Below are 25,429 nucleotides of genomic sequence, written 5' to 3'. Positions count from 1 at the left end.
CGCTACCATGGGTTGTCCGGACCGGACACGGGCACCGGATCCTCCCCCACGCGTCGTCCGGGGGGACCCCCAGAGGAGCGCTCTTGCCAGACGAGGTCCAGCCAATCTCCGCCGCGCAGCCCGACCCGAAGGCCGAGCGGGCCGCGACGCCCCCCGCCACGCCCCCGCCGGCCCCGCCCGTGAAGCCCGCACCCGCGAAGCCCGTTCCCGCGAAGCCGGCGCCTTCGAAGTCGGCAGGGTCCTCCAACCGCGTGCGCGCCCGGCTCGCCCGCCTCGGCGTCCAGCGTTCCAACCCGTACAACCCGGTACTGGAGCCCCTGCTCCGCATAGTCCGCAGCAACGACCCGAAGATCGAGACGGCCACGCTGCGCCAGATCGAGCAGGCGTACCAGGTCGCCGAGCGCTGGCACCGCGGCCAGAAGCGCAAGAGCGGCGACCCGTACATCACCCACCCGCTCGCGGTGACCACCATCCTCGCCGAGCTCGGCATGGACCCGGCCACCCTGATGGCCGGCCTGCTGCACGACACCGTCGAGGACACCGAGTACGGGCTGGAGGACCTGCGCCGCGACTTCGGCGACGCCGTGGCCCTGCTCGTCGACGGCGTCACCAAGCTCGACCGGGTCAAGTTCGGCGAGGCCGCGCAGGCCGAGACCGTACGCAAGATGGTCGTGGCGATGGCCAAGGACCCCCGCGTCCTGGTCATCAAGCTCGCCGACCGCCTGCACAACATGCGCACCATGCGCTACCTCAAGCGGGAGAAGCAGGAGAAGAAGGCCCGCGAGACCCTCGAGATCTACGCCCCGCTGGCGCACCGGCTGGGCATGAACACGATCAAGTGGGAGCTCGAGGACCTCGCCTTCGCGATCCTCTACCCCAAGATGTACGACGAGATCGTCCGCCTCGTCGCCGAGCGCGCGCCCAAGCGCGACGAGTACCTCACCGTCGTCACCGACGAGGTCCAGACCGACCTGCGCGCCGCCCGCATCAAGGCCACCGTCACCGGCCGGCCCAAGCACTACTACAGCGTCTACCAGAAGATGATCGTCCGCGGCCGTGACTTCGCGGAGATCTACGACCTGGTGGGCATCCGCGTCCTCGTCGACACCGTCCGGGACTGCTACGCGGCCCTCGGCACGGTGCACGCGCGCTGGAACCCGGTCCCCGGCCGGTTCAAGGACTACATCGCGATGCCCAAGTTCAACATGTACCAGTCGCTCCACACGACGGTCATCGGGCCCAGCGGCAAGCCCGTCGAACTGCAGATCCGCACCTTCGACATGCACCGCCGCGCCGAGTACGGCATCGCGGCGCACTGGAAGTACAAGCAGCAGACCGTCGCCGGCACCTCCAAGGTCCGCACCGACGTCCCGCAGGCCGCCAAGGGCAGCGCCGGCCAGGACACGGTCAACGACATGGCCTGGCTGCGCCAACTGCTGGACTGGCAGAAGGAGACCGAGGACCCGGGCGAGTTCCTCGACTCGCTGCGCTTCGACCTCTCGCGCAACGAGGTCTTCGTCTTCACGCCCAAGGGCGACGTCATCGCCCTGCCCGCCGGAGCCACCCCGGTGGACTTCGCGTACGCCGTCCACACCGAGGTCGGCCACCGGACCATAGGCGCCCGCGTCAACGGCCGCCTCGTCCCGCTCGAATCGACCCTGGACAACGGCGACCTCGTCGAGGTCTTCACCTCCAAGGCCGAGGGCGCCGGGCCCTCCCGCGACTGGCTGGGCTTCGTCAAGTCCCCGCGGGCCCGCAACAAGATCCGCGCCTGGTTCTCCAAGGAGCGCCGCGAGGAGGCCATCGAGCACGGCAAGGACGCCATCGCGCGGGCCATGCGCAAGCAGAACCTGCCGATCCAGCGCATCCTCACCGGCGACTCGCTCGTCACCCTCGCGCACGAGATGCGCTACCCCGACATCTCCTCCCTGTACGCGGCGATCGGCGAGGGCCACGTGGCCGCGCAGGGCGTCGTGCAGAAGCTGGTGCAGGCCCTCGGCGGCGAGGAAGCCGCCAACGAGGACATCGAGGAGAGCGTCCCGCCCTCCCGGACCCGGGGCACGCGCCGCAAGAACGCCGACCCGGGCGTGGTCGTCAAGGGCGTCGACGACGTGTGGGTCAAGCTGGCCCGCTGCTGCACCCCGGTACCGGGCGACCCGATCGTCGGCTTCGTCACGCGCGGCAGCGGCGTATCGGTTCACCGGGCGGACTGCGTCAACGTGGACTCCCTCTCCCAGGAGCCCGAGCGGATGCTGGAAGTGGAATGGGCGCCCACCCAGTCCTCGGTCTTCCTGGTCGCCATCCAGGTCGAGGCGCTGGACCGGTCCCGGCTGCTCTCGGACGTCACCCGGGTCCTGTCGGACCAGCACGTGAACATCCTCTCCGCGGCCGTCCAGACCTCGCGCGACCGCGTGGCCACCTCCCGCTTCACCTTCGAGATGGGCGACCCCAAGCACCTGGGCCACGTCCTGAAGGCCGTACGGGGCGTCGAGGGCGTCTACGACGTCTACCGCGTCACCTCGGCCCGCCGGCCGTAGCGGGGCGCGCAGCGCACGCAGGAGGGCCCCGGTACGGCAGTCCGTACCGGGGCCCTCCCGCGTGCGGGGGGGCGGCTGTCAGCCGCCGAACTCCTCCAGGCCCTTCAGGGCCTGGTCCAGCAGGGCCTGGCGGCCCTCGAGCTCGCGCGACAGCTTGTCGGCCTTCGCGTTGTTGCCCGCCGCGCGGGCCGCGTCGATCTGCTCACGCAGCTTGTCGACCGCCGCCTGGAGCTGACCCGTCAGACCGGCCGCACGGGCCCGCGCCTCCGGGTTCGTACGACGCCACTCGCCCTCCTCGGCCTCCTGGATCGCCCGCTCCACCGCGTGCATCCGGCCCTCGACCTTCGGCCGGGCGTCGCGCGGCACGTGGCCGATGCCCTCCCAGCGCTCGTTGAGGGAGCGGAACGCGGCCCGGGCCGCCTTCAGGTCCGTGATCGGAACGAGCTTCTCGGCCTCGTCGGCCAGCTCCTCCTTGAGCTTCAGGTTCTCCACCTGCTCGGCGTCGCGCTCCGCGAACACCTCGCCGCGCGCCGCGAAGAACACGTCCTGCGCACCGCGGAAACGGTTCCACAGGTCGTCCTCGGCCTCGCGCTGCGCCCGGCCCGCCGCCTTCCAGTCCGCCATCAGCTCGCGGTAGCGGGCGGCCGTCGGACCCCAGTCGGTCGACTTCGACAGCGACTCGGCCTCCGCGACCAGCTTCTCCTTGACCTTGCGGGCGTCCTCGCGCTGCGCGTCGAGCGAGGCGAAGTGCGCCTTGCGGCGCTTGGAGAAGGCGGAACGGGCGTGCGAGAAGCGGTGCCACAGCTCGTCGTCCGACTTGCGGTCCAGGCGCGGCAGACCCTTCCAGGTGTCCACCAGGGCCCGCAGCCGCTCGCCCGCACTGCGCCACTGGTCGCTCTGCGCCAGCTGCTCGGCCTCGGCCACCAGCGCGTCCTTGGCCGCACGGGCCTCGTCCGTCTGCTTGGCCTTGGCGACCTTGCGCTCCTCGCGCCGCGAGTCCACGGTCGCGACCAGCTTGTCCAGCCGGACGCGCAGGGCGTCGAGGTCGCCCACGGCGTGGTGCTCCTCCACCTGCGTACGCAGGTGGTCGATGGCCGTCTGCGCGTCCTTGGCGGACAGATCGGTGGTCCGCACCCGCCGTTCGAGGAGGCCGATCTCGACCACCAGGCCCTCGTACTTGCGCTCGAAGTAGGCCAGGGCCTCCTCGGGGGTGCCCGCCTGCCAGGAGCCGACGACCTTCTCGCCCTCGGCAGTACGCACGTACACGGTGCCCGTCTCGTCGACGCGGCCCCACGGGTCGCTGCTCACAGCGCCTCCTCCACCTGATGCCTGCGAGGGGTTCGCCCCCTGGGCATCGTCCACAGTTTCCTGGGGCGGGCAGCGCCCGCCCTGCACAACGCCAACATAGGCGACCGCCGGGCCGGCTGTCCGCATCCCGCACGACGGAATATCGCCGTACGGGCCGGACGCCGGCCGGGCCCGGGGCCGCCGGAACCCGTCAGTTCCGGGTGACGGCGCCCTTCTGGATGGTCACCGGGGTCTTCGGGGCCCCGTCCTGGCCGCCGTCGGCCGTACCGGCCTTGGCCACCTCCTCCAGCGCCTTCAGACCCGCCGCGTCGATCTTGCCGAACGGCGTGTACGAGGGCGCCAGCGGGCTGTCCTTGTAGACCAGGAAGAACTGGCTGCCGCCGCTGTGCGGCTGGCCGGTATTGGCCATCGCCACCGTGCCCGCCGGGTAGATCACCTGGCCCTGCTCGTTCGGCTTGCCCAGCGAGTCGAGGTTCTCGTCCGCGATGGTGTAGCCCGGGCCGCCCATGCCGGTGCCCTCCGGGTCGCCGCACTGCAGCACGAAGATCCCGGAGGTGGTCAGGCGGTGGCACTTGGTGTTGTCGAAGAAGCCCTTGTCCGCGAGCGCCTTGAACGAGTTGACGGTCTCCGGCGTCTTCGCCGCGTCCATCTCGAACTTGATCTCACCCGCGGTGGTCTTCAGGTCGAACGTGTACTTCGCGTTCTTGTCGATCGCCATCGCCGGCGCGGGCGACTGCTTCGCGGAGGGGGAGGCCGACGGGTTCGCCGCCGGGTCCGCCGCGCTGTCCTTCTTGTCCTTGTCGAAGACACCGCCCACGACGAGGCCCACCAGCGTCGCGACCACCACGGCCACCGCCGCACCGATCACCGCCGCCCGCTGCCGCGCCTTGCGGCGGGCCTCGGCCCGGCGCTTCTGCTGGCGCTCGTACTTCTCCCTGGCGAGCTGTCGCCGCCGCTGATCGCTCGTGACCACCGGGTCGTCTCCTTGTACGTGTATGGCACCGCTGTCCGGGCTCGGTTAGGCCGTACCGTATATGGGTTCGCTGTGGAACGAGCGGCGCCGGTAGGCTCTGAGCAGCGGCATTCCGATCTCGGCCGCTGCCGAAGCTCCCGCCGGACGACGATTGAGGACGAACGTGCTGATTGCCGGGTTCCCCGCCGGGGCCTGGGGGACCAACTGTTACGTGGTCGCCCCCGCCGCCGGTGAGGAGTGCGTCATCATCGACCCGGGCCACCAGGCCACCCAGGGTGTCGAGGAGACGCTGAAGAAGCATCGGCTCAAGCCCGTCGCGGTCGTCCTCACCCACGGCCACATCGACCACGTGGCCTCGGTGGTCCCGGTGTGCGGAGCGCACGACGTACCGGCCTGGATCCACCCCGAGGACCGCTTCATGATGAGCGACCCGGAGAAGGCGCTGGGCCGCTCCCTGGGGGCGCAGCTGATGGGCGAGCTCACGGTGGGGGAACCCTCCGACGTGAAGGAGCTCACCGACGGCGCGAAGCTGGCGCTGGCGGGCATGGAGCTCACCGTCTCGCACGCGCCCGGGCATACCAAGGGGTCGGTGACCTTCGGGATGCCCGAGGCGGGGGACATCCCCCCGCTGCTGTTCTCGGGCGACCTGCTCTTCGCCGGCTCCATCGGCCGTACCGACTTCCCGGGCGGCAGCCACGCGGACATGCTCGAATCGCTGGCCCGCGTGTGCCTGCCGCTCGACGACGCGACCGTGGTGCTGCCCGGTCACAACGAGCACACGACCATTGGCCGTGAGCGCGCCACCAACCCGTACCTGCGGCAGGTGGCCGCCGGCCTGGGAGACGGCTTCACGTCTCCACGACGAGGAATGTGACGAGAGTTTCGTGAGCACCTTCAAGGCCCCCAAGGGCACGTACGACCTGATCCCGCCGTACTCGGCTAAGTACCTGGCCGTCCGGGACGCCATCTCGGGCCCCCTGCGGCTGTCCGGCTACGGGTACGTCGAGACGCCGGGCTTCGAGGACGTCGACCTGTTCGCGCGCGGCGTCGGGGAGTCCACCGACATCGTGACCAAGGAGATGTACACCCTCACGACGAAGGGCGGGGCCAACCTCGCGCTGCGTCCCGAGGGCACCGCGTCCGTGCTGCGCGCGGCGCTGGAGGCGAACCTGCACAAGGCCGGCGGCCTGCCGGTGAAGCTCTGGTACTCGGGTTCGTACTACCGCTACGAGCGCCCGCAGAAGGGCCGCTACCGCCACTTCTCGCAGGTGGGTGCCGAGGCGATCGGCGCCGAGGACCCGGCGCTGGACGCCGAGCTGATCATCCTGGCCGACCAGGCGTACCGCACGCTGGGCCTGCGCAACTTCCGGATCCTGCTGAACTCGCTGGGCGACAAGGAGTGCCGCCCGGTGTACCGGGAGGCGCTCCAGGCCTTCCTGCGCGGGCTGGACCTGGACGAGGAGACCGTCCGCCGGGCCGAGATCAACCCGCTGCGCGTCCTGGACGACAAGCGGGCCGAGGTACAGAAGCAGCTGGTCGGCGCGCCGATGCTGCGGGACTACCTGTGCGACGCGTGCAAGGCGTACCACGAGGAGGTCCGGGCGCTGATCACGGCGGCCGGGGTCGCCTTCGAGGACGACGAGAAGCTGGTGCGCGGGCTGGACTACTACACGCGGACCACGTTCGAGTTCGTCCACGACGGCCTGGGCTCGCAGTCCGCGGTCGGCGGCGGCGGCCGCTACGACGGCCTGTCCGAGATGATCGGCGGACCGGCGCTGCCCTCGGTGGGCTGGGCGCTGGGCGTGGACCGTACGGTGCTGGCGCTCGAGGCGGAGGGCGTCGAACTGGACATCCCGCCGGCGACGTCGGTGTTCGCGGTGGCGCTGGGCGAGGCGAAGCCGGTGCTGTTCGGTCTGGTCACCGAGCTCCGCAAGGCCGGCGTCGCGGCCGACATCTCGTACGGGGGCAAGGGCCTCAAGGGCGCGATGAAGGACGCGAACCGTTCGGGCGCGCGGTTCGCCGTGGTCGCGGGTGACCGCGACCTCGCCGAGGGCGTGGTCCAGCTGAAGGACATGGAGTCCGGGGAGCAGGCCCCGGTCGCCCTGGCGGAGGTCGTCGACCTCCTGCGCGCCAAGCTGGCCTGAGCCGAGCCCCTCCCGGGGCGGCCCCCTGCGTGGAGGCCGCTCCCGGGCGGACCTCAGAGGAGGTCGTGGCGCATGGCCGTGGTCACCGCGGCCGTGCGGTCCGTGACCTCCAGCTTCCCGAAGATCCGCAGCAGGTGGGTCTTGACCGTCGACTCCGCGACGAACAGGCGGCGGCCGATCTCCGCGTTCGTCGCGCCCTCCGCGACCAGGCGCAGGACCGCCACCTCGCGGTCGGAGAGGCGGGGCCGCTCGGGGCGGGTCCGCAGCCGGTCCACCAGGCGCCCCGCCACCGACGGGGCCAGGACCGTCTCGCCCCGTACGGCCGCGCGGATCGCGTCGGCCAGTTCGGCCCGCGCCATGTCCTTCAGCAGGTAGCCCGCCGCCCCCGCCTCCACCGCCCGCAGGATGTCCCGGTCGTTCTCGTACGTCGTCAGGACCACCACCCGCACCGGCAGCCCGGCGGCACCGATCCGGGCGATGGACTCGACGCCGTCGCCGCCCGGCATCCGCAGGTCCATCAGGATCAGGTCCAGATCGGGGACCAGCTCCGCGGCCAGCGCCTCCGCCTGCGGACCGTTCGAGGCCTCCCCGACGACCTCCAGGTCCGGCTCCGCGCTCAGCATGCCGCGCAGGCCCTCCCGTACCACCGGGTGGTCATCGGCCAGCAGGATGCGGATCATGTTCTGCGGCTCCTCGGAGCGTCGTCGGGTACGTCGGGGGAGTGGTCGTCGGGAGGGTGACGGTGACCGTCGTGCCGGCCCCCGGCGCGGCCTCGACCACCGCCGTGCCGCCCACCTCCGCCGCGCGGGCGCGCAGCCCCCGCAGGCCGTAGCCGGGCGCGGGGGCCGCCGGGTCGAAGCCGCGGCCGGCGTCCCGGACCGCGACTGTCAGTTCGCCGTCACCGTAGGCCAGGGACACCGAGCAGCGCGCCCCGGCCCCCGCGTGCTTCGCCGCGTTCGACAGCGACTCCTGGCAGGAGCGCAGCGCCACCACCTCCAGCGCCGCCGCCAGCGGCCGCACCTCCCCGGTCACCGACACCGCCGCGGGCGGGTCCTGCCGGGCCGCGAGGCGGCGTACGGCGTCCGGCAGGGAGCCGGCGTCCAGGTCCGCGGGGGCCCCGCCCGCGACCAGGGCGCGGGCCTCGGCCAGGTTCTGCCGGGCGGTCGCGGCCATCAGCTCCAGGTGCCGGTGGGCCTGTTCGGGGTCGGTGTCCAGCTCCGACTGCACGGCCTGGACCAGCATCAGCAGGCTCGTGAAGCCCTGGGCGAGGGTGTCGTGGATCTCGCGGGACATGCGTTCCCTTTCGGCGTGGGCGCCCTGCGCGGCGGAGAGCCGGGCCACCTCCTCCCGGCTGGCGTCGAGTTCGGCGATCAGCGAGGCCCGCTCCTGGCTCTGCTCGATGATCCGCAGGATCCAGGCGCCGAAGAAGGAGGAGAAGGCGAAGGTGACGAAGGAGCTGACCGCGTTGATGAAGACGATGTGGCCCTCCGGCCGCCACAGCAGCGCCCAGCCGGCCACCGGCAGCAGCGCCACCACCGCCATCGCCCCGATCGCCCGGCGCAGCGGCAGCAGCATGAAGCAGTGCGGGGCGAGGGCGAAGGTGATCAGCCTGGTCTCGCCCACCAGGAAGGCGGCGGGCAGGAACAGGGCCAGCATCACGCCCAGGTAGCGCAGGGACAGCCGCGGCTCGGACCCCGGATCCTTCAGGAGCAGGGGCCGGCCGGCCCACGCGTACCAGGGGATCAGCAGCGAGAGCAGGGCCGCGGCGGGGATCCGGTAGGACAGCGCCGGGAAGTCCGCGCCCAGCACGAAGGCCACGGTCGCGACCCACACGAGGCCGAAGTAGAGGTCCCACGGCCCGAACGCGCGGTCCCAGACGTGGGATTCGCGCGCTCCGGCCGTACCGGTGAAGCTGTTCAACCGTCGCGGTGGTTCTTCCACTTGAAGGTCAGCAGACACAGCACCAATCCTCCGACGACCCAGGCCCCCAGGACCAGGGCGACCTTTCCGTACTCCCAGCCGCCCGCCTGCTCCAGGACGGCCGCGGACTCCGGCAGGAACACCCCGCGCAGACCCTGGCACATCCACTTGAGCGGGAACAGCGCGCCGATGTTCAGCAGCCAGCCCGGGATCGCGTTGACCGGGATGAAGACGCCGGAGATGAACTGGAGGATCAGGAACGGCAGGACGACCACCGAGCTCGCGCTCTTGCCGGACTTGGGCAGGCTGCTGATGGCGATGCCGAGGAGGGCGCAGCCGGTCAGGCCGAGGGCGAAGATCCAGCCGAAGGTCAGCCACTTCGAGGCCGAGGCGGGCAGGTCGAGGTCGAACAGGGTGGAGCCGACGAGCAGCAGGATCGCGGTCTCGGCCAGCCCGGTGGCGAGCACCATCCAGACCTTGCCGAGGAAGTACGCGGCCGGGGGCATCGGGGTCCCGCGCAGCCGGCGCAGCACCTTCTCGTCCCGTTCGACGGCGATCGAGATGCCGAGCGACTGGAAGCTGGTGGACATGATGCCCGCGGCGACCATCCCGGCCGCGTACAGCTGGGAGGCGGTGACCCCGGTGTTCTCCACGCTGTCGCTGAAGATCGAGGCGAACAGGGCGAGGAAGACGATCGGGAAGGCGAAGGTGAAGATCATCGCGTCGCGCTGGCGCACGAACTGCTTGATCTCCAGTGCCCCGCGGCTCAGTCCCAGGGCCCAGGCGCCGGGCAGCGCCTTCGCGGCCGCGGCGGCCCGGCCGCCGGTCGTCGCGGTCGTGGCGGTGGTGCTCATCGTGCGTCCTCCAGCTGCTGCGCGGTCGTGGGTACGAGCTGGCCCGTCAGGCGCAGGTACACGTCCTCCAGGGTGGGCCGGCCGATCTTCAGCCCCGGGATCTCACCGTCGAAGCGGGCCATGAGCTCGGCGACCGTACGGGTGGGGGTCTCGGTGGCGACGCTCTGCGGGGTGCCGTCGGCCCCGGTCCACTCGACGGTGGCGCCGGTGCCGAAGCGGGAGCGCAGCTGTGCCGGTTCGCCCTCGGCGACGACCCGGCCGCTCGCGATGACCGCGAGTCGGTCGGCGAGGGCCTCGGCCTCCTCCAGGTAGTGCGTGGTGAGCACGATGGTCGTGCCCTCGCCGGCGAGCAGCCGGATCAGGTCCCAGAACTGGCGGCGGGCCGCCGGGTCGAAGCCGGTCGTCGGCTCGTCGAGGAGCAGCAGTTCGGGGTCCCCGATGACGCCGAGCGCCACGTCGAGGCGGCGCCGCTGGCCGCCCGAGAGCCCCTTCACGCGCTGGTCGCGCTTGTGCTCCAGGCCGACCAGGGCGATGACCTCGGCCGCCTCGCGCGGGGCCGGGTAGTAGCGGGCGAAGTGCTCGACCGTCTCCCGTACCGTCAGCTCGGCGGGGGCCGACTCGTCCTGCCAGACGATGCCGACGCGCGAGCGCCAGGCCCGTCCGGCGGTGGCCGGGTCCGCGCCCAGCACGCTGACCTCGCCCCCGTCCCGTTCCCGGTGGCCCTGCAGGATCTCCACCGTCGTGCTCTTGCCGGCGCCGTTGGGCCCGAGGAGGCCGAAGACCTCGCCCTGCCGGATCGTCAGATCGAGTCCGTCCACCGCGGTGACCTCGCCGTACTGCTTGCGAAGCCCCCGTACCTCCACCGCGTTTCGTGTCATGCCTCACATGGTGTGGCGGAACGCGGCCCACCGGTCCCCCCGTGCGTACGTCCTTATGTCCACCGAACGGTGGACACACAGCTCCGTACGGCACAATGGCCGGTGCTTGTTGACCTTGCAGATGTGGAGCGGGCGGTATGACGACACGAGGCACGGACGCAGACACCGCCGCGCGGACGGTCGGCGCCGGCCGGGCACTGGCTCTGCTGCTGGTGATCACCGGCGCCCTGGGACTGCTGGCCGCCTGGGTGATCACGATCGACAAGTTCAAGCTGCTCGAGGACCCGAACTTCACGCCGGGCTGCAGCCTGAACCCGATCGTCTCCTGCGGCAACATCATGAAGAGCGAGCAGGCGTCCGCCTTCGGCTTCCCGAACCCGATGCTGGGGCTGGTCGCGTACGGCATCGTCGTCTGCGTCGGCATGAGCGTGCTGGCCGGGGCCCGGTTCCGGCCCTGGTACTGGCTGACCCTGAACGCGGGCATGCTCTTCGGCGTCGGGTTCTGCACCTGGCTGATGTACCAGTCGCTGTACAACATCAACTCGCTGTGCCTGTGGTGCTGCCTGGCCTGGGTCGCCACGATCTTCATGTTCTGGTACGTCACCGCGTTCAACGTGCGCGAGGGGCTGCTGCCCGCCCCGGGCTGGCTGCGCGCCTTCCTCGACGAGTTCCCGTGGGTACTGCCGGTGCTGCACGTCGGGATCATCGGCATGCTGATCCTGACGCGCTGGTGGGACTTCTGGACCTCCTGAGCCGTCCGGGGGCGCGGTCCGCCGTCGGTGGGCTGTCGGTGGGCTCGCTTAGGCTTCCTGTGTGGAACCAGACCTGTTCACCGCCGCTGCCGAAGACCGCCGGGAGAAGGATCCGGCGAGCTCCCCGCTCGCCGTCCGGATGCGCCCGCGCACCCTGGACGAGGTCGTCGGCCAGCAGCACCTGCTGAAGCCCGGATCACCGCTGCGGCGGCTGGTCGGGGACGGGGCGGGCGGTCCGGCCGGAGCCTCGTCGGTGATCCTGTGGGGCCCTCCGGGCATCGGCAAGACCACGCTCGCCTACGTGGTGAGCCAGGCGACGCAGAAGCGGTTCGTGGAGCTGTCGGCCATCACGGCGGGCGTGAAGGAAGTACGCGCCGTCATCGAGGGCGCCAAGCGTGCGGCCGGCGGGTACGGCAAGGACACGGTCCTCTTCCTCGACGAGATCCACCGCTTCAGCAAGGCCCAGCAGGACTCGCTCCTCCCGGCCGTCGAGAACCGCTGGGTGACGCTGATCGCCGCGACCACGGAGAACCCGTACTTCTCGATCATCTCCCCGCTGCTGTCGCGCTCGCTCCTGCTCACGCTGGAGCCGCTGACGGACGAGGACCTCAGTGCGCTGATGCGGCGCGCGCTGACGGAGGAGCGGGGGCTGGGCGGGGCGGTGACCCTGCCGGCGGACGCGGAGGCGCACCTCCTGCGGATCGCGGGCGGCGACGCCCGGCGGGCGCTGACGGCCCTCGAGGCCGGTGCCGGGTCGGCGATCGCCAAGGGGGAGTCCGAGATCAGCCTCCAGACGGTGGAGGAGGCCGTCGACCGGGCGGCGGTGAAGTACGACCGGGACGGCGACCAGCACTACGACGTGGCGAGCGCGCTGATCAAGTCCATCCGCGGTTCGGACGTGGACGCCGCCCTGCACTACCTGGCGCGGATGATCGAGGCCGGGGAGGACCCGCGGTTCATCGCGCGCCGCCTGATGATCTCGGCGAGCGAGGACATCGGGCTGGCGGACCCGACGGCTCTGCCGCTCGCGGTGGCCGCGGCGCAGGCGGTGGCGATGATCGGCTTCCCGGAAGCGGCGCTGACCCTCTCGCACGCGACGATCGCCCTGGCCCTGGCCCCGAAGTCCAACACCGCGACGACCGCGATCGGCGCGGCCCTGGCGGACGTGCGGGCGGGCCTGGCGGGCCCGGTCCCGACGCATCTGCGGGACGGCCATTACAAGGGCGCGGCCAAGCTGGGCCACGCGGTGGGGTACGTGTACCCGCACGACGTCCCGGGCGCGATCGCGGCGCAGCAGTACGCCCCCGACGAGGTGCACGGCAAGCGGTACTACGAACCGACCCGCTACGGCGCCGAGGCGCGGTACGCGGACGTGGTGGAAAAGGTCCGCGAGCGGCTCCGCGGCGGAGCCTGAGCCCGCCCGCGGTGCGGAGCCGCCCCGCCGGCGTGCGGGCGCGATGCCCGGACCATACGCTCCGGGCATGGGACCTCGGGCCTGGCTGCCGGCCGCGGCAGCGGTGCTGCTGCTCGCCGGATGTCACCACGGCGGTGGCGCGTCCGCTCGGGCCAGCGCCGCCCGGTTCGTGGCGCAGGTGCCGCTGAGCAGCCCCGGCTTCCCGCCCGACGCGGCCACCGCGAAGGACCGGCTGGCCCGGCTCACCGTCGAGTGGGGCAGGAACTGGCAGACGTACAAGCGGGAGAACTTCGGCAGGTACTGGTCCGACGACACCGACGCCGTCGGCGGCCGCAACGGCTGCGACACCCGCGACGACGTCCTGCGCCGCGATCTGAGCGAGCTGCGCGAGGGGGACCGCAACCCCTGCGTGGTGGTCTCCGGAGTCCTGCACGACCCGTACACCGGCAAGACCCTCCCGTACTCCTACAGCAAGGCCTCGCAGATCCAGACCGACCACGTCGTCGCGCTCGGCGCCGCCTGGCGGGGCGGCGCGTACGCCTGGACGCCGCAGCGCAGGCTCGCGTACGCGAACGACCTGGACGTCCTGCTCGCCGTGGACAAGCAGACCAACCAGGACAAGGGGAGCAGGACCGCCGACAGATGGCAGCCGCCGCGCGCGGAGTACCGCTGCGAGTACGCCCGCCGCTACGTCGGGATCAAGGTCAAGTACGGGCTGTCCGTGACCCCGCCGGAGAAGACCGCGCTCACCGGGATGCTCGCGACCTGCCGCTAGACACGGCCTGGCTGCTTAGCGGCCGGCTGCCGCGAACAGGGTGCGCATCGCCCGGCGCAGCTCGCAGACGTCGCGCACCGGCGCCGGGAAGTCGAAGCGGGCGTCGAAGGAGGATTCCCCGCCCGTGAAGCGGACCCGCAGGCCCAGGCGGTCCAGGGCCAGCGGGACCGCGGTGGTGCCGGCGCTCTCCCGCGGGCCCAGCAGCGCGCACAGGTCCGCGATCCGGTCGCGGTGCGCGGCGGCCAGGTGCTGCAGGAGCTCCGTCTCGTGGTCCACCATCGGGTCCGGCTCCGCCGCCGCCAGCTCCTCCGGGTCCACGTGCTCGGCGCCCCACAGGTCGTCCACCGAGATCTCGCCGACCTCCAGGCGCAGCATCACGAAGGAAGGCCGGCCGTGCAGCCCGAGCAGCTCGCCCACCGGCCGGCGCTCCGCCAGCAGTGCGGCGCAGGCCGCGCGGTCGTCCCCGCGCACCCGGGTCAGCCACCCGGCGAGCCACGCACGGCCTCGGATACGATGGGGCACGGACACCGGCGCCACATCCGTGATCTCGATCACGGCCGTGAGGTCGTCGTCCTGGGCGTAAGCGGCCGCCCTGGCAGCCGCGGATTCCCCTGACACCAGGAGAATCACGTCCCCGTCCGGGGTGACGGTCCGCGCGGCCGGCATCCCTGCCCCGAACTCTGCCTGGTCAAGCGACCGCACCTGGTCGAAAGCACCCGGCAGCATGAGGGATACTGAGGCGTTGGACTCTACGAGGGTTCGTACGCGTTCGGCTCCGGTGAGCTGCCGAACGCCTTCCCTGGGACGCGGCTGACCTTGCTTATCGTCGGCGCAAGCGGATTCTGTTTCGTCTGAATCCGAACTGCGTTGCGCACTGGGCAGGGGGATCCCATGTGGTCGAGACATTACGTCCTCCTCGATAAGGTAAGCCTCACCTAACTTACATGGAGGTAGGTTCCCCGTGAACCAGAAGCGACCCAAGGTCAAGAAGTCGCGTGCCCTCGGCATTGCGCTGACCCCGAAGGCCGTCAAGTACTTTGAGGCCCGCCCCTACCCGCCGGGCGAGCACGGCCGTGGCCGCAAGCAGAACTCGGACTACAAGGTCCGTCTGCTCGAGAAGCAGCGTCTGCGCGCTCAGTACGACATCTCTGAGCGTCAGATGGCGCGCGCGTACGACCGCGCCAAGAAGGCCGAAGGCAAGACGGGCGAGGCGCTGGTCGTCGAGCTCGAGCGTCGCCTCGACGCCCTGGTCCTGCGTTCGGGCATCGCCCGCACCATCTACCAGGCCCGCCAGATGGTCGTTCACGGCCACATCGAGGTCAACGGTGCCAAGGTCGACAAGCCGTCGTTCCGTGTCCGCCCGGACGACGTCATCACCGTGCGCGAGCGCAGCCGCGAGAAGGTTCCGTTCCAGGTTGCCCGCGAGGGTGGCTACGCAGGCGAGGGCGAGACCCCGCGCTACCTGCAGGTCAACCTGAAGGCCCTGGCCTTCCGCCTGGACCGTGACCCGAACCGCAAGGAAATCCCGGTCATCTGCGACGAGCAGCTCGTCGTCGAGTACTACGCCCGCTGATCCGGCGGCCGTAGCACCACAGGCTGGTCAGCCCGCCGGTTCCCCTCTGGGGGAGCCGGCGGGCTTCCTGTTTCCCACCGAGCCGGAATTCCGGTACGGCGGCGGATCTCCGGCGCGATAGGGTCGGAGAAAGACCTGTCTGGTGATCAACATGCAGAGACTTGCAGAGAGCGGTGCAACGTGTCCGGTGGAGAGGTGGCCGGGATCCTCGTGGCCGTCTTCTGGGCCATCCTGGTCTCCTTCCTCGCCGTGGTGCTGGTGAGGCTGGCCCAGGTGCTCAAGGCGACCACCAAGCTGGTGGCCGACGTGACCGAGCAGGCCGTCCCGCTGCTCGCGGACGCCTCCACCACCGTCCGCTCCGCGCGTACCCAGCTCGACCGGGTCGACGCGATCGCGAGCGACGTCCAGGAAGTCACCTCGAACGCCTCCGCCCTCTCCTCCACCGTGGCCTCCACCTTCGGCGGGCCGCTGGTCAAGGTCGCGGCCTTCGGCTACGGCGTCCGCAAGGCACTGGGCAAATCCACGGAAGCCGCGCCGCAGAAGACGTCCCGACGTACTGTGATCGTTGGCCGTACGGTGCCGGCCGCCCGGCGCCGGAAGCAGAAGGGCTGAAACCTCCGATGTTCCGCCGAGCCTTCTGGTTCACCGCCGGCGCAGCCGCCGGCGTGTGGGCCACCACCAAGGTCAACCGCCAGCTCAAGAAGCTGACACCGGAGAGCCTCGCCGCCCAGGCCGCCGACAAGGCCGTGGAGGCGGGCCACCGCCTCAAGGACTTCGCCCTCGACGTCAAGGCGGGAATGACGCAGCGCGAGGACGAGCTGAACGATGCACTGGGGCTCCACCAGGACCCCGACCGGCCCGACAACGTCACCGCCCTCCCCGGGCCGCGGCGGCTGCGGGCCCTCCAGAACGACAAGACCACCCCCCTGAACGTCTCGTACAACCGGAATGAGGACCACTGATGGAGTCGGCTGAAATCCGCCGCCGCTGGCTGAGCTTCTTCGAGGAGCGCGGTCACGCCGTTGTCCCTTCGGCGTCGCTCATCGCGGACGACCCGACTCTGCTGCTGGTCAACGCGGGCATGGTCCCGTTCAAGCCGTACTTCCTCGGTGAGACCAAGCCGCCGGCCCCGCGGGCCACCAGCGTGCAGAAGTGCGTCCGTACGCCGGACATCGAAGAGGTCGGCAAGACCACCCGCCACGGCACGTTCTTCCAGATGTGCGGCAACTTCTCCTTCGGCGACTACTTCAAGGAAGGCGCCATCAAGTACGCCTGGGAGCTGCTCACCAGCTCCGTGGCGGACGGCGGCTACGGCCTTGAGCCGGAGAAGCTCTGGATCACCGTCTACCTCGACGACGACGAGGCCGAGACGATCTGGCGCGACGTGATCGGCGTGCCCGCCGAGCGCATCCAGCGCCTGGGCAAGAAGGACAACTTCTGGTCCATGGGCGTCCCGGGCCCCTGCGGCCCGTGCTCGGAGATCAACTACGACCGCGGCCCCGAGTTCGGCGTCGAGGGCGGCCCGGCCGTCAACGACGAGCGCTACGTGGAGATCTGGAACCTGGTCTTCATGCAGTACGAGCGCGGCGCCGGCGACGGGAAGGAAGACTTCCCGATCCTCGGCGACCTGCCCTCGAAGAACATCGACACCGGTCTCGGCCTCGAGCGCCTCGCGATGATCCTGCAGGGCGTGCAGAACATGTACGAGACCGACACCCTGCGCGTGGTCATGGACAAGGCCACCGAGCTGACCGGCGTGCAGTACGGCGCCGCCCAGAACACCGACGTGTCGATGCGCGTGGTCGCCGACCACATCCGCACCTCCGTCATGCTCATCGGCGACGGGGTCACCCCCGGCAACGAGGGCCGCGGCTACGTGCTGCGCCGCATCATGCGCCGCGCCATCCGCAACATGCGCCTCATGGGCGCCACCGGCCCGGTCGTCCAGGACCTCGTCGACGTCGTGATCAACACGATGGGCCAGCAGTACCCGGAGCTCGTCACCGACCGCAAGCGCATCGAGACCGTCGCGCTCGCCGAGGAAGCCGCCTTCCTCAAGGCCGTCAAGGGCGGCACCAACATCCTCGACACCGCCGTGACCGAGACCAAGGCCGCCGGCGGCACCGTGCTCTCCGGCGACAAGGCGTTCCTGCTCCACGACACCTGGGGCTTCCCGATCGACCTCACCCTGGAGATGGCCGCCGAGCAGGGCCTCTCCGTGGACGAGCCCGGCTTCCGCCGCCTGATGCAGGAGCAGCGCGACCGGGCCAAGGCCGACGCCAAGGCCAAGAAGACCGGCCACGCGGACATGTCCGCCTACCGGGAGATCGCCGACAGCGCCGGCGGCACCGAGTTCACCGGCTACGCCACCAACCAGGGCGAGTCCACCATCGTCGGCCTCCTGGTCAACGGCGTCTCCGCGCCCGCCGCCTCCGAGGGCGACGACGTCGAGGTCGTCCTCGACCGCACCCCGTTCTACGCCGAGGGCGGCGGCCAGCTCGCCGACCAGGGCCGGATCAAGCTCGACTCGGGCGCCGTCATCGTCGTCCGCGACGTGCAGCAGCCGGTTCCGGGCGTCTCCGTGCACAAGGGCTCCGTCCAGGTCGGCGAGGTGACGGTGGGCGCCTCCGCGTACGCCGCCATCGACGTGAACCGCCGCCGGGCCATCGCCCGCGCCCACTCGGCCACGCACCTCACCCACCAGGCGCTGCGCGACGCCCTCGGCCCGACCGCCGCCCAGGCCGGCTCCGAGAACAGCCCCGGCCGCTTCCGCTTCGACTTCGGTTCGCCGAACGCCGTCCCCGGCACGGTCCTCACCGACGTCGAGCAGAAGATCAACGACGTGCTCTCGCGCGAGCTCGACGTCACCGCCGAGATCATGAGCATCGACGAGGCGAAGAAGCAGGGCGCCATCGCCGAGTTCGGCGAGAAGTACGGCGAGCGCGTGCGCGTCGTCACCATCGGCGACTTCTCCAAGGAGCTGTGCGGCGGCACGCACGTCGGCAACACCGCCCAGCTGGGCCTGGTGAAGCTGCTCGGCGAGTCCTCCATCGGCTCCGGCGTGCGCCGCGTCGAGGCCCTCGTCGGCGTGGACGCGTACAACTTCCTCGCCAAGGAGCACACGGTCGTCGCCCAGCTCCAGGAGCTGGTCAAGGGCCGTCCGGAGGAGCTGCCGGAGAAGATCGCCTCCATGCTCGGCAAGCTGAAGGACGCCGAGAAGGAGATCGAGAAGTTCCGCGCGGAGAAGGTCCTCCAGGCCGCCGCCGGTCTCGCCGAGAACGCCCAGGACATCCGCGGCGTGGCCCTCGTCGTGGGCACCGTCCCGGACGGCACCGGCGCCGACGACCTGCGCAAGCTGGTCCTCGACGTCCGCGGCCGCATCCAGGGCGACCGCCCAGCCGTCGTGGCCCTGTTCACCACGGCGAACGACCGCCCGCTGACCGTCATCGCCACCAACGAGGCCGCCCGCGAGCGCGGTCTCAAGGCCGGTGACCTGGTCCGCACCGCCGCCAAGACCCTCGGCGGCGGCGGTGGAGGCAAGCCGGACGTGGCCCAGGGCGGCGGCCAGAACCCGGCCGCCATCCCGGACGCCATCGCCGCGGTCGAGCGCCTCGTCGTCGAGACGGTCTGACCATGACGCTGCGCCGTGGCCGCCGTCTCGCCATCGACGTCGGGGACGCCCGGATCGGGGTCGCCTCGTGCGACCCCGACGGGGTGCTCGCCACACCGGTGGAAACCGTTCCGGGCCGGGACATCCCCTTCGCCCACCGGCGGCTGCGGCAGCTCGTCGAGGAGTACGAACCCCTTGAGGTCGTGGTCGGTCTCCCCCGCTCGCTCAGTGGGCGGGAGGGGCCGGCCGCGGCCAAGGTGCGTGCCTTCGCGAACGAACTCGCCAAGGGGATCAAGCCGGTGACGGTCCGTCTGGTGGACGAGCGGATGACCACGGTCACCGCCGCCCAGGGGCTGCGGGCCTCGGGACGGAACGCCAAGAAGGGCCGCTCGGTGATCGACCAGGCGGCCGCGGTGGTGATCCTTCAGAACGCTCTTGAGACCGAACGGGTATCAGGTAATCCGCCCGGTGAGTGCGTCGAAGTGGTTGTCTGATCGCGGTACGGTAACGTTCCGCGCGATGCGGCGGCATTCGAACAAGTCGTCGCCCACCACTTCAGAGGCGGAACCGGGTGCCGCGGCGGACAGGGCCGTTGCCTCCGTCTCGCGGCTCTAGGGGACCGATGACTGAGTATGGCCGGGGCCGTGGCCCCGAACCGTGGCACCCGGAGGACCCCCTGTACGGGGACCAGGGGTGGACCGGGCACGAGGGCCAGCAGGCTCAGATGCCCTACTCCGGCGGCCCCCAGCAGCAGTACCAGCAGGAGCCGCAGTACCAGCAGGATCCCCAGTACCAGCAGGGTCAGCAGTACCAGCAGGACCCCCAGTACCAGCAGCAGTACGTGCAGCAGGGCCAGTACCCGGACCAGCAGCAGGGCTATGCCCCGCAGCAGCCCCACCAGGCCGCTCACCAGCAGCTCTACCAGCAGCAGCCGCAGCAGCCGATGTACGACGGCCAGGGTCAGGGCTGGGACACCGGCCGGCTCCAGGCCCAGGCCCAGGTCCAGGCCCAGTACGCCGCCGTCCCGCAGGCCGACCCGTACCTCGGCGCGGACCCGTACGCCCAGCAGCCCGTCGGCGGCTACCCGGGCGAGGCGCCCGACCTCTACGGGACGCCGGAGGCCTACCCGCCGCCGCAGCCCCCGGGCCGGCGCCACCTGGTCACGGAGCAGGAGCCGGAGCTCGCCGAGGAGGCGCAGGACGCGGCGGACGAGGCCGCCGAGGCCCCCGCGGCCCCGCCCGGCGACGGCGACGACGCCGACACCCCGGGCGGCGGCGGGCGCCGCGGCCGCTCGAAGGACAAGAAGCCCAAGGGCCGCAACGGCGCTGCCTGCCTGATCGCCGCCGTCGTGATCATCGGCGTGCTCGGCGGTGGCGGCTACTACGGCCTGGACTACCTCAAGTCCAAGTTCAGCACCGGCGAGGACTACGCCGGCGAGGGCGAGGGCACGGTCACCATCGACATCCCCAAGGGCACCGGCATGGGGGAGATGGGCCGCATCCTGAAGGCGCACGGCGTCGTCAAGAGCGCCGACGCGTTCGTCGCCGCCGCCAAGGCCAACCCCAAGGGCGGCGCCATCCAGGCCGGCTCCTACACGATGAAGCAGCACATGTCGGGCAAGGCGGCCGTCGACCTCATGGTGGGCGGCGCCGGCGTCAACGCGCTGGACGTCATCCCCGGCTGGAAGACCAGCCAGGTCTACAAGGCCATCGACGAGCGCCTCAAGCTCAAGGAGGGCACGACCAAGGACGTCGCCACCAAGGAGGCGAAGAACCTCGGTCTGCCCGACTGGGCCGCCAACAAGGACCTCAAGGACCCGCTGGAGGGCTTCCTCTACCCGGCCCGCTACGACCTGAGCAAGGACGCGACCCCGCAGTCGATGCTCAAGCAGATGGTCGCCAAGTCCAACGAGGCCTACGAGAGCGCGGACGTGAAGGGCCAGGCCTCCAAGCTGGGGCTCTCCAGCCCGCTGCAGCTCATCACGGTCGCGAGCCTCGTCCAGGCCGAGGGCAAGTACCAGCACGACTTCGACAAGATCTCCAGGGTCGTCTACAACCGGCTCAAGCCCGGCAACACGGAGACCTACGGCCTGCTCGACTTCGACTCCACGGTCAACTACATGAGGGGCCAGAGCACCCTGGACGTGGGGTCCGTCAACGACCTGCGCAAGCTCGACGACCCGTACAACACCTACAAGATCAAGGGCCTGCCGCCCGGACCGATCGGCAGCCCGGGCCCCGACGCGCTCAAGTCGGCGATCAACCCGGCCACCGGTCCCTGGTACTACTTCGTGTCGGTGAACGAGAACGAGACTCTGTTCGCCGTGACCAACGAAGAGCACAACAGGAACCGCCAGAAGTACGAAGAGGAGAGGAAGAAGGAAGGGCAGTGATACGCGCAGCCGTGCTCGGTTCACCGATCGAGCACTCCCTTTCACCGGTGCTCCACCGCGCCGCGTACCAGGAGCTCGGCCTCGACGACTGGTCGTACGACCGCTTCGAGATGGACGAGGACGCGCTCCCGCAGTTCGTCGCCGGCCTCGGCCCCGAGTGGGCCGGGCTGTCGCTCACGATGCCGCTCAAGCGCGCGGTCATCCCGCTGCTCGACGGCATCAGCGACACCGCCGCCTCGGTCGAGGCGGTCAACACGGTCGTCCTGACCGAGGACGGCCGGCGCCTCGGCGACAACACCGACATCCCGGGGATCGTCTCCGCGCTCCACGAGCGCGGCGTGGACACGGTGGAGCACGCCACCATCCTCGGCGCCGGGGCCACCGCCTCCTCGGCCCTGGCCGCCCTCGCCCGGATCTGCTCCGGCGAGGTCACGGTGTACGTCCGCTCCAAGGCCCGCGCCGACGAGATGCAGGAGTGGGGCGAGCGCCTCGACGTGGCCGTCCGCACGGCCGACTGGGCGGACGCCGCCGACGGGCTGGGCGCGCCGCTGGTCATCGCGACGACCCCGGCCCGGGCCACGGACTGGCTGGCCGCCCACGTACCGGACGGCGCCGGGACCCTCTTCGACGTCCTGTACGACCCCTGGCCGACCGAGATCGCGGCGTCCTGGTCGCAGCACGGCGGCAGGCTCCTCGGCGGTCTGGACCTCCTCGTCCACCAGGCGGTGCTCCAGGTCGAGCAGATGACCGGCCGGCACGCGGCTCCGCTGGCCGCCATGCGCGCGGCCGGGGAGGCGGCGCTGCGCGCCCGCCACTGATCGGCCGGCGCCGCACCCGCCGCGACCCCACCTGATGCACTGCTCCGGCCGATCTTGCCCGCCCACGGCCGCACTCGCCAGGGTGAGCCCGGGTGCACTGCCGTCCGCCAGCTGGACCGGAGGGCGGTGCACCGGCCCGGACGTGGGAGGATCGGGTGTGGCGGGTCCGGGCCGAGCACCCGGCCGCGCCGCCGCAGTACCCAGGCGCGAGCATGAGGAGCATCGTTGAGCAGGTTGCGTTGGCTGACCGCAGGAGAGTCGCACGGACCGGCACTGGTCGCGACGCTGGAGGGCCTTCCCGCCGGCGTTCCGGTCACCACCGAGCTGGTGGCCGACCACCTGGCCCGGCGCCGGCTCGGCTATGGCCGCGGTGCCCGGATGAAGTTCGAGCAGGACGAGATCACCTTCCTCGGCGGTGTGCGCCACGGCCTGTCCCAGGGCTCCCCGATCGCCGTCATGATCGGCAACACCGAGTGGCCCAAGTGGGAGACCGTCATGTCGGCCGACCCGGTCGACCCGTCGCTGCTCAAGGACACCGGCCGCAACGCGCCGCTGACCCGTCCGCGCCCGGGCCACGCCGACCTGGCGGGCATGCAGAAGTACGGCTTCGACGAGGCCCGGCCGATCCTGGAGCGCGCGAGCGCCCGTGAGACCGCCGCCCGCGTCGCCCTCGGCGCCGTCGCCCGCTCCTTCATCAAGGAGGTCGCGGGCATCGAGATCGTCTCGCACGTGGTGGAGCTGGCCTCGGCCAAGGCCCCGTACGGGGTCTACCCGACCCCCGCCGACGTGGAGAAGCTCGACGCCGACCCGGTGCGCTGCCTCGACGCCGACGCGTCGAAGGCGATGGTCGCCGAGATCGACCAGGCCCACAAGGACGGCGACACCCTCGGCGGCGTCGTCGAGGTCCTCGCGTACGGGGTCCCGGTCGGCCTCGGCTCGCACGTGCACTGGGACCGCCGCCTCGACGCCCGCCTCGCGGCCGCGCTGATGGGCATCCAGGCGATCAAGGGCGTCGAGGTCGGCGACGGCTTCGACCTGGCCCGCGTACCCGGCTCGCAGGCGCACGACGAGATCGTCGCCACCCCCGAGGGCATCAAGCGCACCTCCGGCCGCTCCGGCGGCACCGAGGGCGGTCTGACCACCGGTGAGCTGCTGCGCGTGCGGGCCGCCATGAAGCCGATCGCGACGGTGCCGAAGGCGCTGGCCACGATCGACGTGGCCACCGGCGAGGCCGCCTCCGCCCACCACCAGCGCTCCGACGTCTGCGCCGTCCCCGCGGCGGGCATCGTCGCCGAGGCGATGGTCGCCCTCGTCCTCGCGGACGCGGTCGTGGAGAAGTTCGGCGGCGACTCGGTGCCCGAGACCCGGCGCAACGTGCAGTCGTACCTCGACAACCTGCAGATCCGGTGACGGGCGGACCATTGGTCGTCCTCGTCGGGCCCATGGGGTCCGGCAAGTCCACGGTGGGGGCGCTGCTGGCCGAGCGGCTCGGCGTCCCCTACCGGGACACCGACGCCGACATCGTCGCGGCCCAGGGCCGCGAGATCTCCGACCTCTTCGTCGACGAGGGCGAGCCGTACTTCCGTGAGCTGGAGCGGCAGGCGGTCGCCGCCGCCGTCGCCGAGCACACCGGAGTCCTCGCCCTCGGCGGCGGCGCCGTCCTCGACGCGGGCACCCGGCAGCTGCTGGCCGGCCTGCCCGTCGCCTATCTGTCGATGGACGTCGAGGAGGCCGTCCGGCGCGTCGGCCTGGGCGCCGCACGCCCGCTGCTCGCCGTCAACCCGCGCCGCCAGTGGCGCGAGCTGATGGAGGCCCGCCGCCCCCTGTACACCGAAGTCGCGCGCGTCGTGGTGGCCACCGACGACCGCACCCCCGAAGAGGTCGCCCAGGCGGTCCTCGACGCTCTGGAGTTGAAGGACGTATGACAGACCAGGTGACGCGCATCCAGGTCGGCGCCAGCGCCGGACACGACGCGTACGACGTGCTGGTGGGCCGGCAGCTGCTCGGCGAGCTGGGCGGCCTGATCGGTACGAAGGCCCAGCGGGTCGCCGTGATCCACCCCGAGGCACTGGCCTCGACCGGTGAGGCACTGCGCGACGACCTGGCCGAGCAGGGCTACGAGGCGGTCGCCATCCAGGTGCCGAACGCCGAGGAGGCCAAGACCGTCGAGGTCGCGGCGTACTGCTGGAAGGCGCTCGGCCAGTCCGGCTTCACCCGCACCGACGTGATCGTCGGCGTCGGCGGCGGTGCCACCACGGACCTCGCGGGCTTCGTCGCGGCCTCCTGGCTGCGCGGGGTGCGCTGGATCGCCGTACCGACCACCGTCCTGGCGATGGTGGACGCGGCCGTCGGCGGCAAGACCGGCATCAACACCGCGGAGGGCAAGAACCTCGTCGGCGCCTTCCACCCGCCGGCCGGCGTGCTGTGCGACCTGGCGGCGCTGGACTCGCTGCCGGTCAACGACTACGTCAGCGGCCTCGCCGAGATCATCAAGGCCGGATTCATCGCCGACCCGGCGATCCTCGACCTCATCGAGGCGGACCCGGCCGCGGCCCGCACGCCCGAGGGCCCGCACACCGCGGAGCTCATCGTGCGCTCGATCCGCGTCAAGGCGGACGTCGTCTCCAGCGACCTGAAGGAATCGGGCCTGCGGGAGATCCTCAACTACGGGCACACGCTCGCGCACGCCATCGAGAAGAACGAGCGCTACAAGTGGCGGCACGGCGCGGCCGTGTCGGTCGGCATGGTCTTCGCGGCCGAGCTCGGCCGGCTCGCAGGCCGGCTCGACGACGCGACGGCCGACCGGCACCGGGAGATCCTGGCCGCGGTCGGGCTGCCGCTGACGTACCGCGGCGACCAGTGGCCCAAGCTGCTCCAGACCATGCAGGTGGACAAGAAGTCCCGCGGCAACCTGCTGCGCTTCATCGTCCTCGACGGCCTGGCCAAGCCCACCGTCCTGGAGGGCCCCGACCCGGCGCACCTGATCGCGGCGTACGGCGAGGTGTCGGCGTGAGCCGCAAGGTGCTCGTGCTGAACGGGCCGAACCTGGGCCGCCTGGGATCGCGCGAGCCCGACGTGTACGGGGCCACCTCGTACGCCGGGCTCGTCGAGAGCTGCCGCACGCTGGGCGAGGAGCTCGGCTTCGACGTCGAGGTCCGCGAGACCAACGACGAGGGCGCGATCGTCCGCTGGCTGCACGAGGCGGCGGACGGCAAGATCCCCGTCGTGATCAACCCGGGTGCCTTCACGCACTACTCGTACGCCATGCGGGACGCGGCGGCGCAGCGCACCGCGCCGCTGATCGAGGTGCACATCTCCAACCCGTACGCCCGCGAGGAGTTCCGGCACACGTCGGTCATCGCCTCGGTGGCCACGGGCACGGTGGCGGGCTTCGGCATCGGTTCGTACCGGCTGGCGCTGCGCGCGCTGGCGGACGAAGTCGCACTCTGACGGTGCTGGTGGGCGGCTCGGGCCCCGCGGT

24 protein-coding genes are annotated in these 25,429 nt (G+C 71.4%); 17 read left to right on the top strand and 7 right to left on the bottom strand.

Annotated elements, in window-relative coordinates; genetic code table 11:
- The first annotated feature begins 83 nt into the window (after window positions 1–83).
- Window positions 84–2,537, top strand: a complete 2,454-nt coding sequence (locus ACFYZS_RS31440) for a RelA/SpoT family protein (RefSeq protein WP_389019903.1) — start codon at window positions 84–86, stop codon at window positions 2,535–2,537.
- A 78-nt stretch (window positions 2,538–2,615) separates the two neighbouring features.
- On the opposite strand, the gene ACFYZS_RS31435 is transcribed toward ACFYZS_RS31440, so the two are convergent.
- A complete protein-coding gene (locus tag ACFYZS_RS31435) occupies window positions 2,616–3,845 on the bottom strand; it encodes a DUF349 domain-containing protein (RefSeq protein WP_389019900.1) in 1,230 nt (409 codons plus the stop codon).
- 190 nt (window positions 3,846–4,035) lie between these two features.
- The gene (locus ACFYZS_RS31430) at window positions 4,036–4,818 is read right to left on the bottom strand and encodes a peptidylprolyl isomerase (protein WP_389019897.1); all 783 of its coding nucleotides are present in this window, start codon (window positions 4,816–4,818) and stop codon (window positions 4,036–4,038) included.
- A 163-nt stretch (window positions 4,819–4,981) separates the two neighbouring features.
- On the opposite strand from ACFYZS_RS31430, the gene ACFYZS_RS31425 reads away from it, so the two are divergent.
- Both ACFYZS_RS31425 and hisS read left to right on the top strand, forming a co-directional pair.
- A complete protein-coding gene (locus ACFYZS_RS31425; RefSeq protein ID WP_389019894.1) occupies window positions 4,982–5,692 on the top strand; it encodes an MBL fold metallo-hydrolase in 711 nt (236 codons plus the stop codon).
- Between the two features lie 10 nt (window positions 5,693–5,702).
- On the top strand, window positions 5,703–6,962 hold the full coding sequence (hisS, locus tag ACFYZS_RS31420) for a histidine--tRNA ligase (RefSeq protein ID WP_389019891.1): 1,260 nt from the start codon (window positions 5,703–5,705) through the stop codon (window positions 6,960–6,962).
- Window positions 6,963–7,015: 53 nt separating this feature from the next.
- Here hisS and ACFYZS_RS31415 read toward each other — a convergent pair whose 3' ends face one another.
- From ACFYZS_RS31415 to ACFYZS_RS31400, 4 genes are read right to left on the bottom strand one after another with little or no spacing between them, the layout of a single operon-like run.
- A complete protein-coding gene (locus ACFYZS_RS31415) occupies window positions 7,016–7,642 on the bottom strand; it encodes a response regulator (RefSeq protein WP_389019888.1) in 627 nt (208 codons plus the stop codon).
- Window positions 7,617–8,882, bottom strand: coding sequence for a sensor histidine kinase (locus ACFYZS_RS31410; protein WP_389019886.1), 1,266 nt, complete (start codon window positions 8,880–8,882; stop codon window positions 7,617–7,619). Before ACFYZS_RS31410 ends, ACFYZS_RS31415 begins: the two co-directional genes overlap by 26 nt.
- A complete protein-coding gene (locus tag ACFYZS_RS31405; protein WP_389019883.1) occupies window positions 8,879–9,736 on the bottom strand; it encodes an ABC transporter permease in 858 nt (285 codons plus the stop codon). The genes ACFYZS_RS31410 and ACFYZS_RS31405 overlap by 4 nt, the downstream gene beginning before the upstream one ends.
- Window positions 9,733–10,614, bottom strand: coding sequence for an ABC transporter ATP-binding protein (locus ACFYZS_RS31400; protein ID WP_389019880.1), 882 nt, complete (start codon window positions 10,612–10,614; stop codon window positions 9,733–9,735). The genes ACFYZS_RS31405 and ACFYZS_RS31400 overlap by 4 nt, the downstream gene beginning before the upstream one ends.
- A 137-nt stretch (window positions 10,615–10,751) precedes the next feature.
- Here ACFYZS_RS31400 and ACFYZS_RS31395 point away from each other — a divergent pair, with 137 nt between their 5' ends.
- The 3 genes from ACFYZS_RS31395 to ACFYZS_RS31385 all read left to right on the top strand — a co-directional run bounded on the left by ACFYZS_RS31395 (window position 10,752) and on the right by ACFYZS_RS31385 (window position 13,555).
- Window positions 10,752–11,366, top strand: a complete 615-nt coding sequence (locus tag ACFYZS_RS31395) for a vitamin K epoxide reductase family protein (RefSeq protein WP_389019877.1) — start codon at window positions 10,752–10,754, stop codon at window positions 11,364–11,366.
- A 61-nt stretch (window positions 11,367–11,427) separates the two neighbouring features.
- The gene (locus ACFYZS_RS31390) at window positions 11,428–12,780 is read left to right on the top strand and encodes a replication-associated recombination protein A (protein ID WP_389019874.1); all 1,353 of its coding nucleotides are present in this window, start codon (window positions 11,428–11,430) and stop codon (window positions 12,778–12,780) included.
- Between the two features lie 67 nt (window positions 12,781–12,847).
- Window positions 12,848–13,555, top strand: coding sequence for an HNH endonuclease family protein (locus tag ACFYZS_RS31385; RefSeq protein ID WP_389019871.1), 708 nt, complete (start codon window positions 12,848–12,850; stop codon window positions 13,553–13,555).
- Between the two features lie 15 nt (window positions 13,556–13,570).
- Here ACFYZS_RS31385 and ACFYZS_RS31380 read toward each other — a convergent pair whose 3' ends face one another.
- Window positions 13,571–14,281: a DUF2470 domain-containing protein gene (locus tag ACFYZS_RS31380; protein WP_389019868.1), complete on the bottom strand. Its 711-nt coding sequence runs from the start codon at window positions 14,279–14,281 to the stop codon at window positions 13,571–13,573.
- 235 nt (window positions 14,282–14,516) lie between these two features.
- On the opposite strand from ACFYZS_RS31380, the gene rpsD reads away from it, so the two are divergent.
- The 11 genes from rpsD to aroQ all read left to right on the top strand — a co-directional run bounded on the left by rpsD (window position 14,517) and on the right by aroQ (window position 25,398).
- Window positions 14,517–15,128 (top strand): 30S ribosomal protein S4, encoded by a 612-nt coding sequence (gene rpsD, locus ACFYZS_RS31375; protein ID WP_030026606.1) that lies wholly within the window; start codon window positions 14,517–14,519, stop codon window positions 15,126–15,128.
- A gap of 180 nt (window positions 15,129–15,308) precedes the next feature.
- Window positions 15,309–15,740, top strand: coding sequence for a DUF948 domain-containing protein (locus ACFYZS_RS31370; RefSeq protein ID WP_078860196.1), 432 nt, complete (start codon window positions 15,309–15,311; stop codon window positions 15,738–15,740).
- An 8-nt stretch (window positions 15,741–15,748) separates the two neighbouring features.
- Entirely contained in the window at window positions 15,749–16,090 is a 342-nt protein-coding gene (locus ACFYZS_RS31365) for a DUF6167 family protein (RefSeq protein ID WP_389019865.1), read from the top strand.
- Window positions 16,090–18,759 (top strand): alanine--tRNA ligase, encoded by a 2,670-nt coding sequence (gene alaS / locus ACFYZS_RS31360; protein ID WP_389019863.1) that lies wholly within the window; start codon window positions 16,090–16,092, stop codon window positions 18,757–18,759. The genes ACFYZS_RS31365 and alaS overlap by 1 nt, the downstream gene beginning before the upstream one ends.
- 2 nt (window positions 18,760–18,761) lie before the next feature.
- Entirely contained in the window at window positions 18,762–19,232 is a 471-nt protein-coding gene (gene ruvX / locus ACFYZS_RS31355) for a Holliday junction resolvase RuvX (RefSeq protein ID WP_030028999.1), read from the top strand.
- 128 nt (window positions 19,233–19,360) lie between these two features.
- Window positions 19,361–21,130 carry an endolytic transglycosylase MltG gene (mltG, locus tag ACFYZS_RS31350; protein WP_389019860.1) on the top strand — a complete coding sequence of 590 codons (1,770 nt, stop codon included), beginning with the start codon at window positions 19,361–19,363 and terminating at the stop codon, window positions 21,128–21,130.
- The gene (locus ACFYZS_RS31345) at window positions 21,127–21,948 is read left to right on the top strand and encodes a shikimate dehydrogenase (protein ID WP_389019857.1); all 822 of its coding nucleotides are present in this window, start codon (window positions 21,127–21,129) and stop codon (window positions 21,946–21,948) included. The genes mltG and ACFYZS_RS31345 overlap by 4 nt, the downstream gene beginning before the upstream one ends.
- Before the next feature lie 225 nt (window positions 21,949–22,173).
- Window positions 22,174–23,358 carry a chorismate synthase gene (gene aroC / locus ACFYZS_RS31340; RefSeq protein ID WP_389019855.1) on the top strand — a complete coding sequence of 395 codons (1,185 nt, stop codon included), beginning with the start codon at window positions 22,174–22,176 and terminating at the stop codon, window positions 23,356–23,358.
- A complete protein-coding gene (locus tag ACFYZS_RS31335) occupies window positions 23,355–23,873 on the top strand; it encodes a shikimate kinase (RefSeq protein ID WP_389019852.1) in 519 nt (172 codons plus the stop codon). Before aroC ends, ACFYZS_RS31335 begins: the two co-directional genes overlap by 4 nt.
- Window positions 23,870–24,961, top strand: a complete 1,092-nt coding sequence (gene aroB, locus ACFYZS_RS31330) for a 3-dehydroquinate synthase (protein WP_389019850.1) — start codon at window positions 23,870–23,872, stop codon at window positions 24,959–24,961. Before ACFYZS_RS31335 ends, aroB begins: the two co-directional genes overlap by 4 nt.
- On the top strand, window positions 24,958–25,398 hold the full coding sequence (aroQ, locus tag ACFYZS_RS31325; protein WP_030157440.1) for a type II 3-dehydroquinate dehydratase: 441 nt from the start codon (window positions 24,958–24,960) through the stop codon (window positions 25,396–25,398). The genes aroB and aroQ overlap by 4 nt, the downstream gene beginning before the upstream one ends.
- The last annotated feature ends 31 nt before the right edge of the window (window positions 25,399–25,429 follow it).

The sequence above is a fragment of the Streptomyces sp. NPDC001903 genome, from assembly GCF_042891345.1.
Taxonomy (GTDB): Bacteria; Actinomycetota; Actinomycetes; order Streptomycetales; family Streptomycetaceae; genus Streptomyces.
Note: the sequence above shows the minus strand (reverse complement) of the source record. Positions and strands in the feature narration are given on the sequence as shown.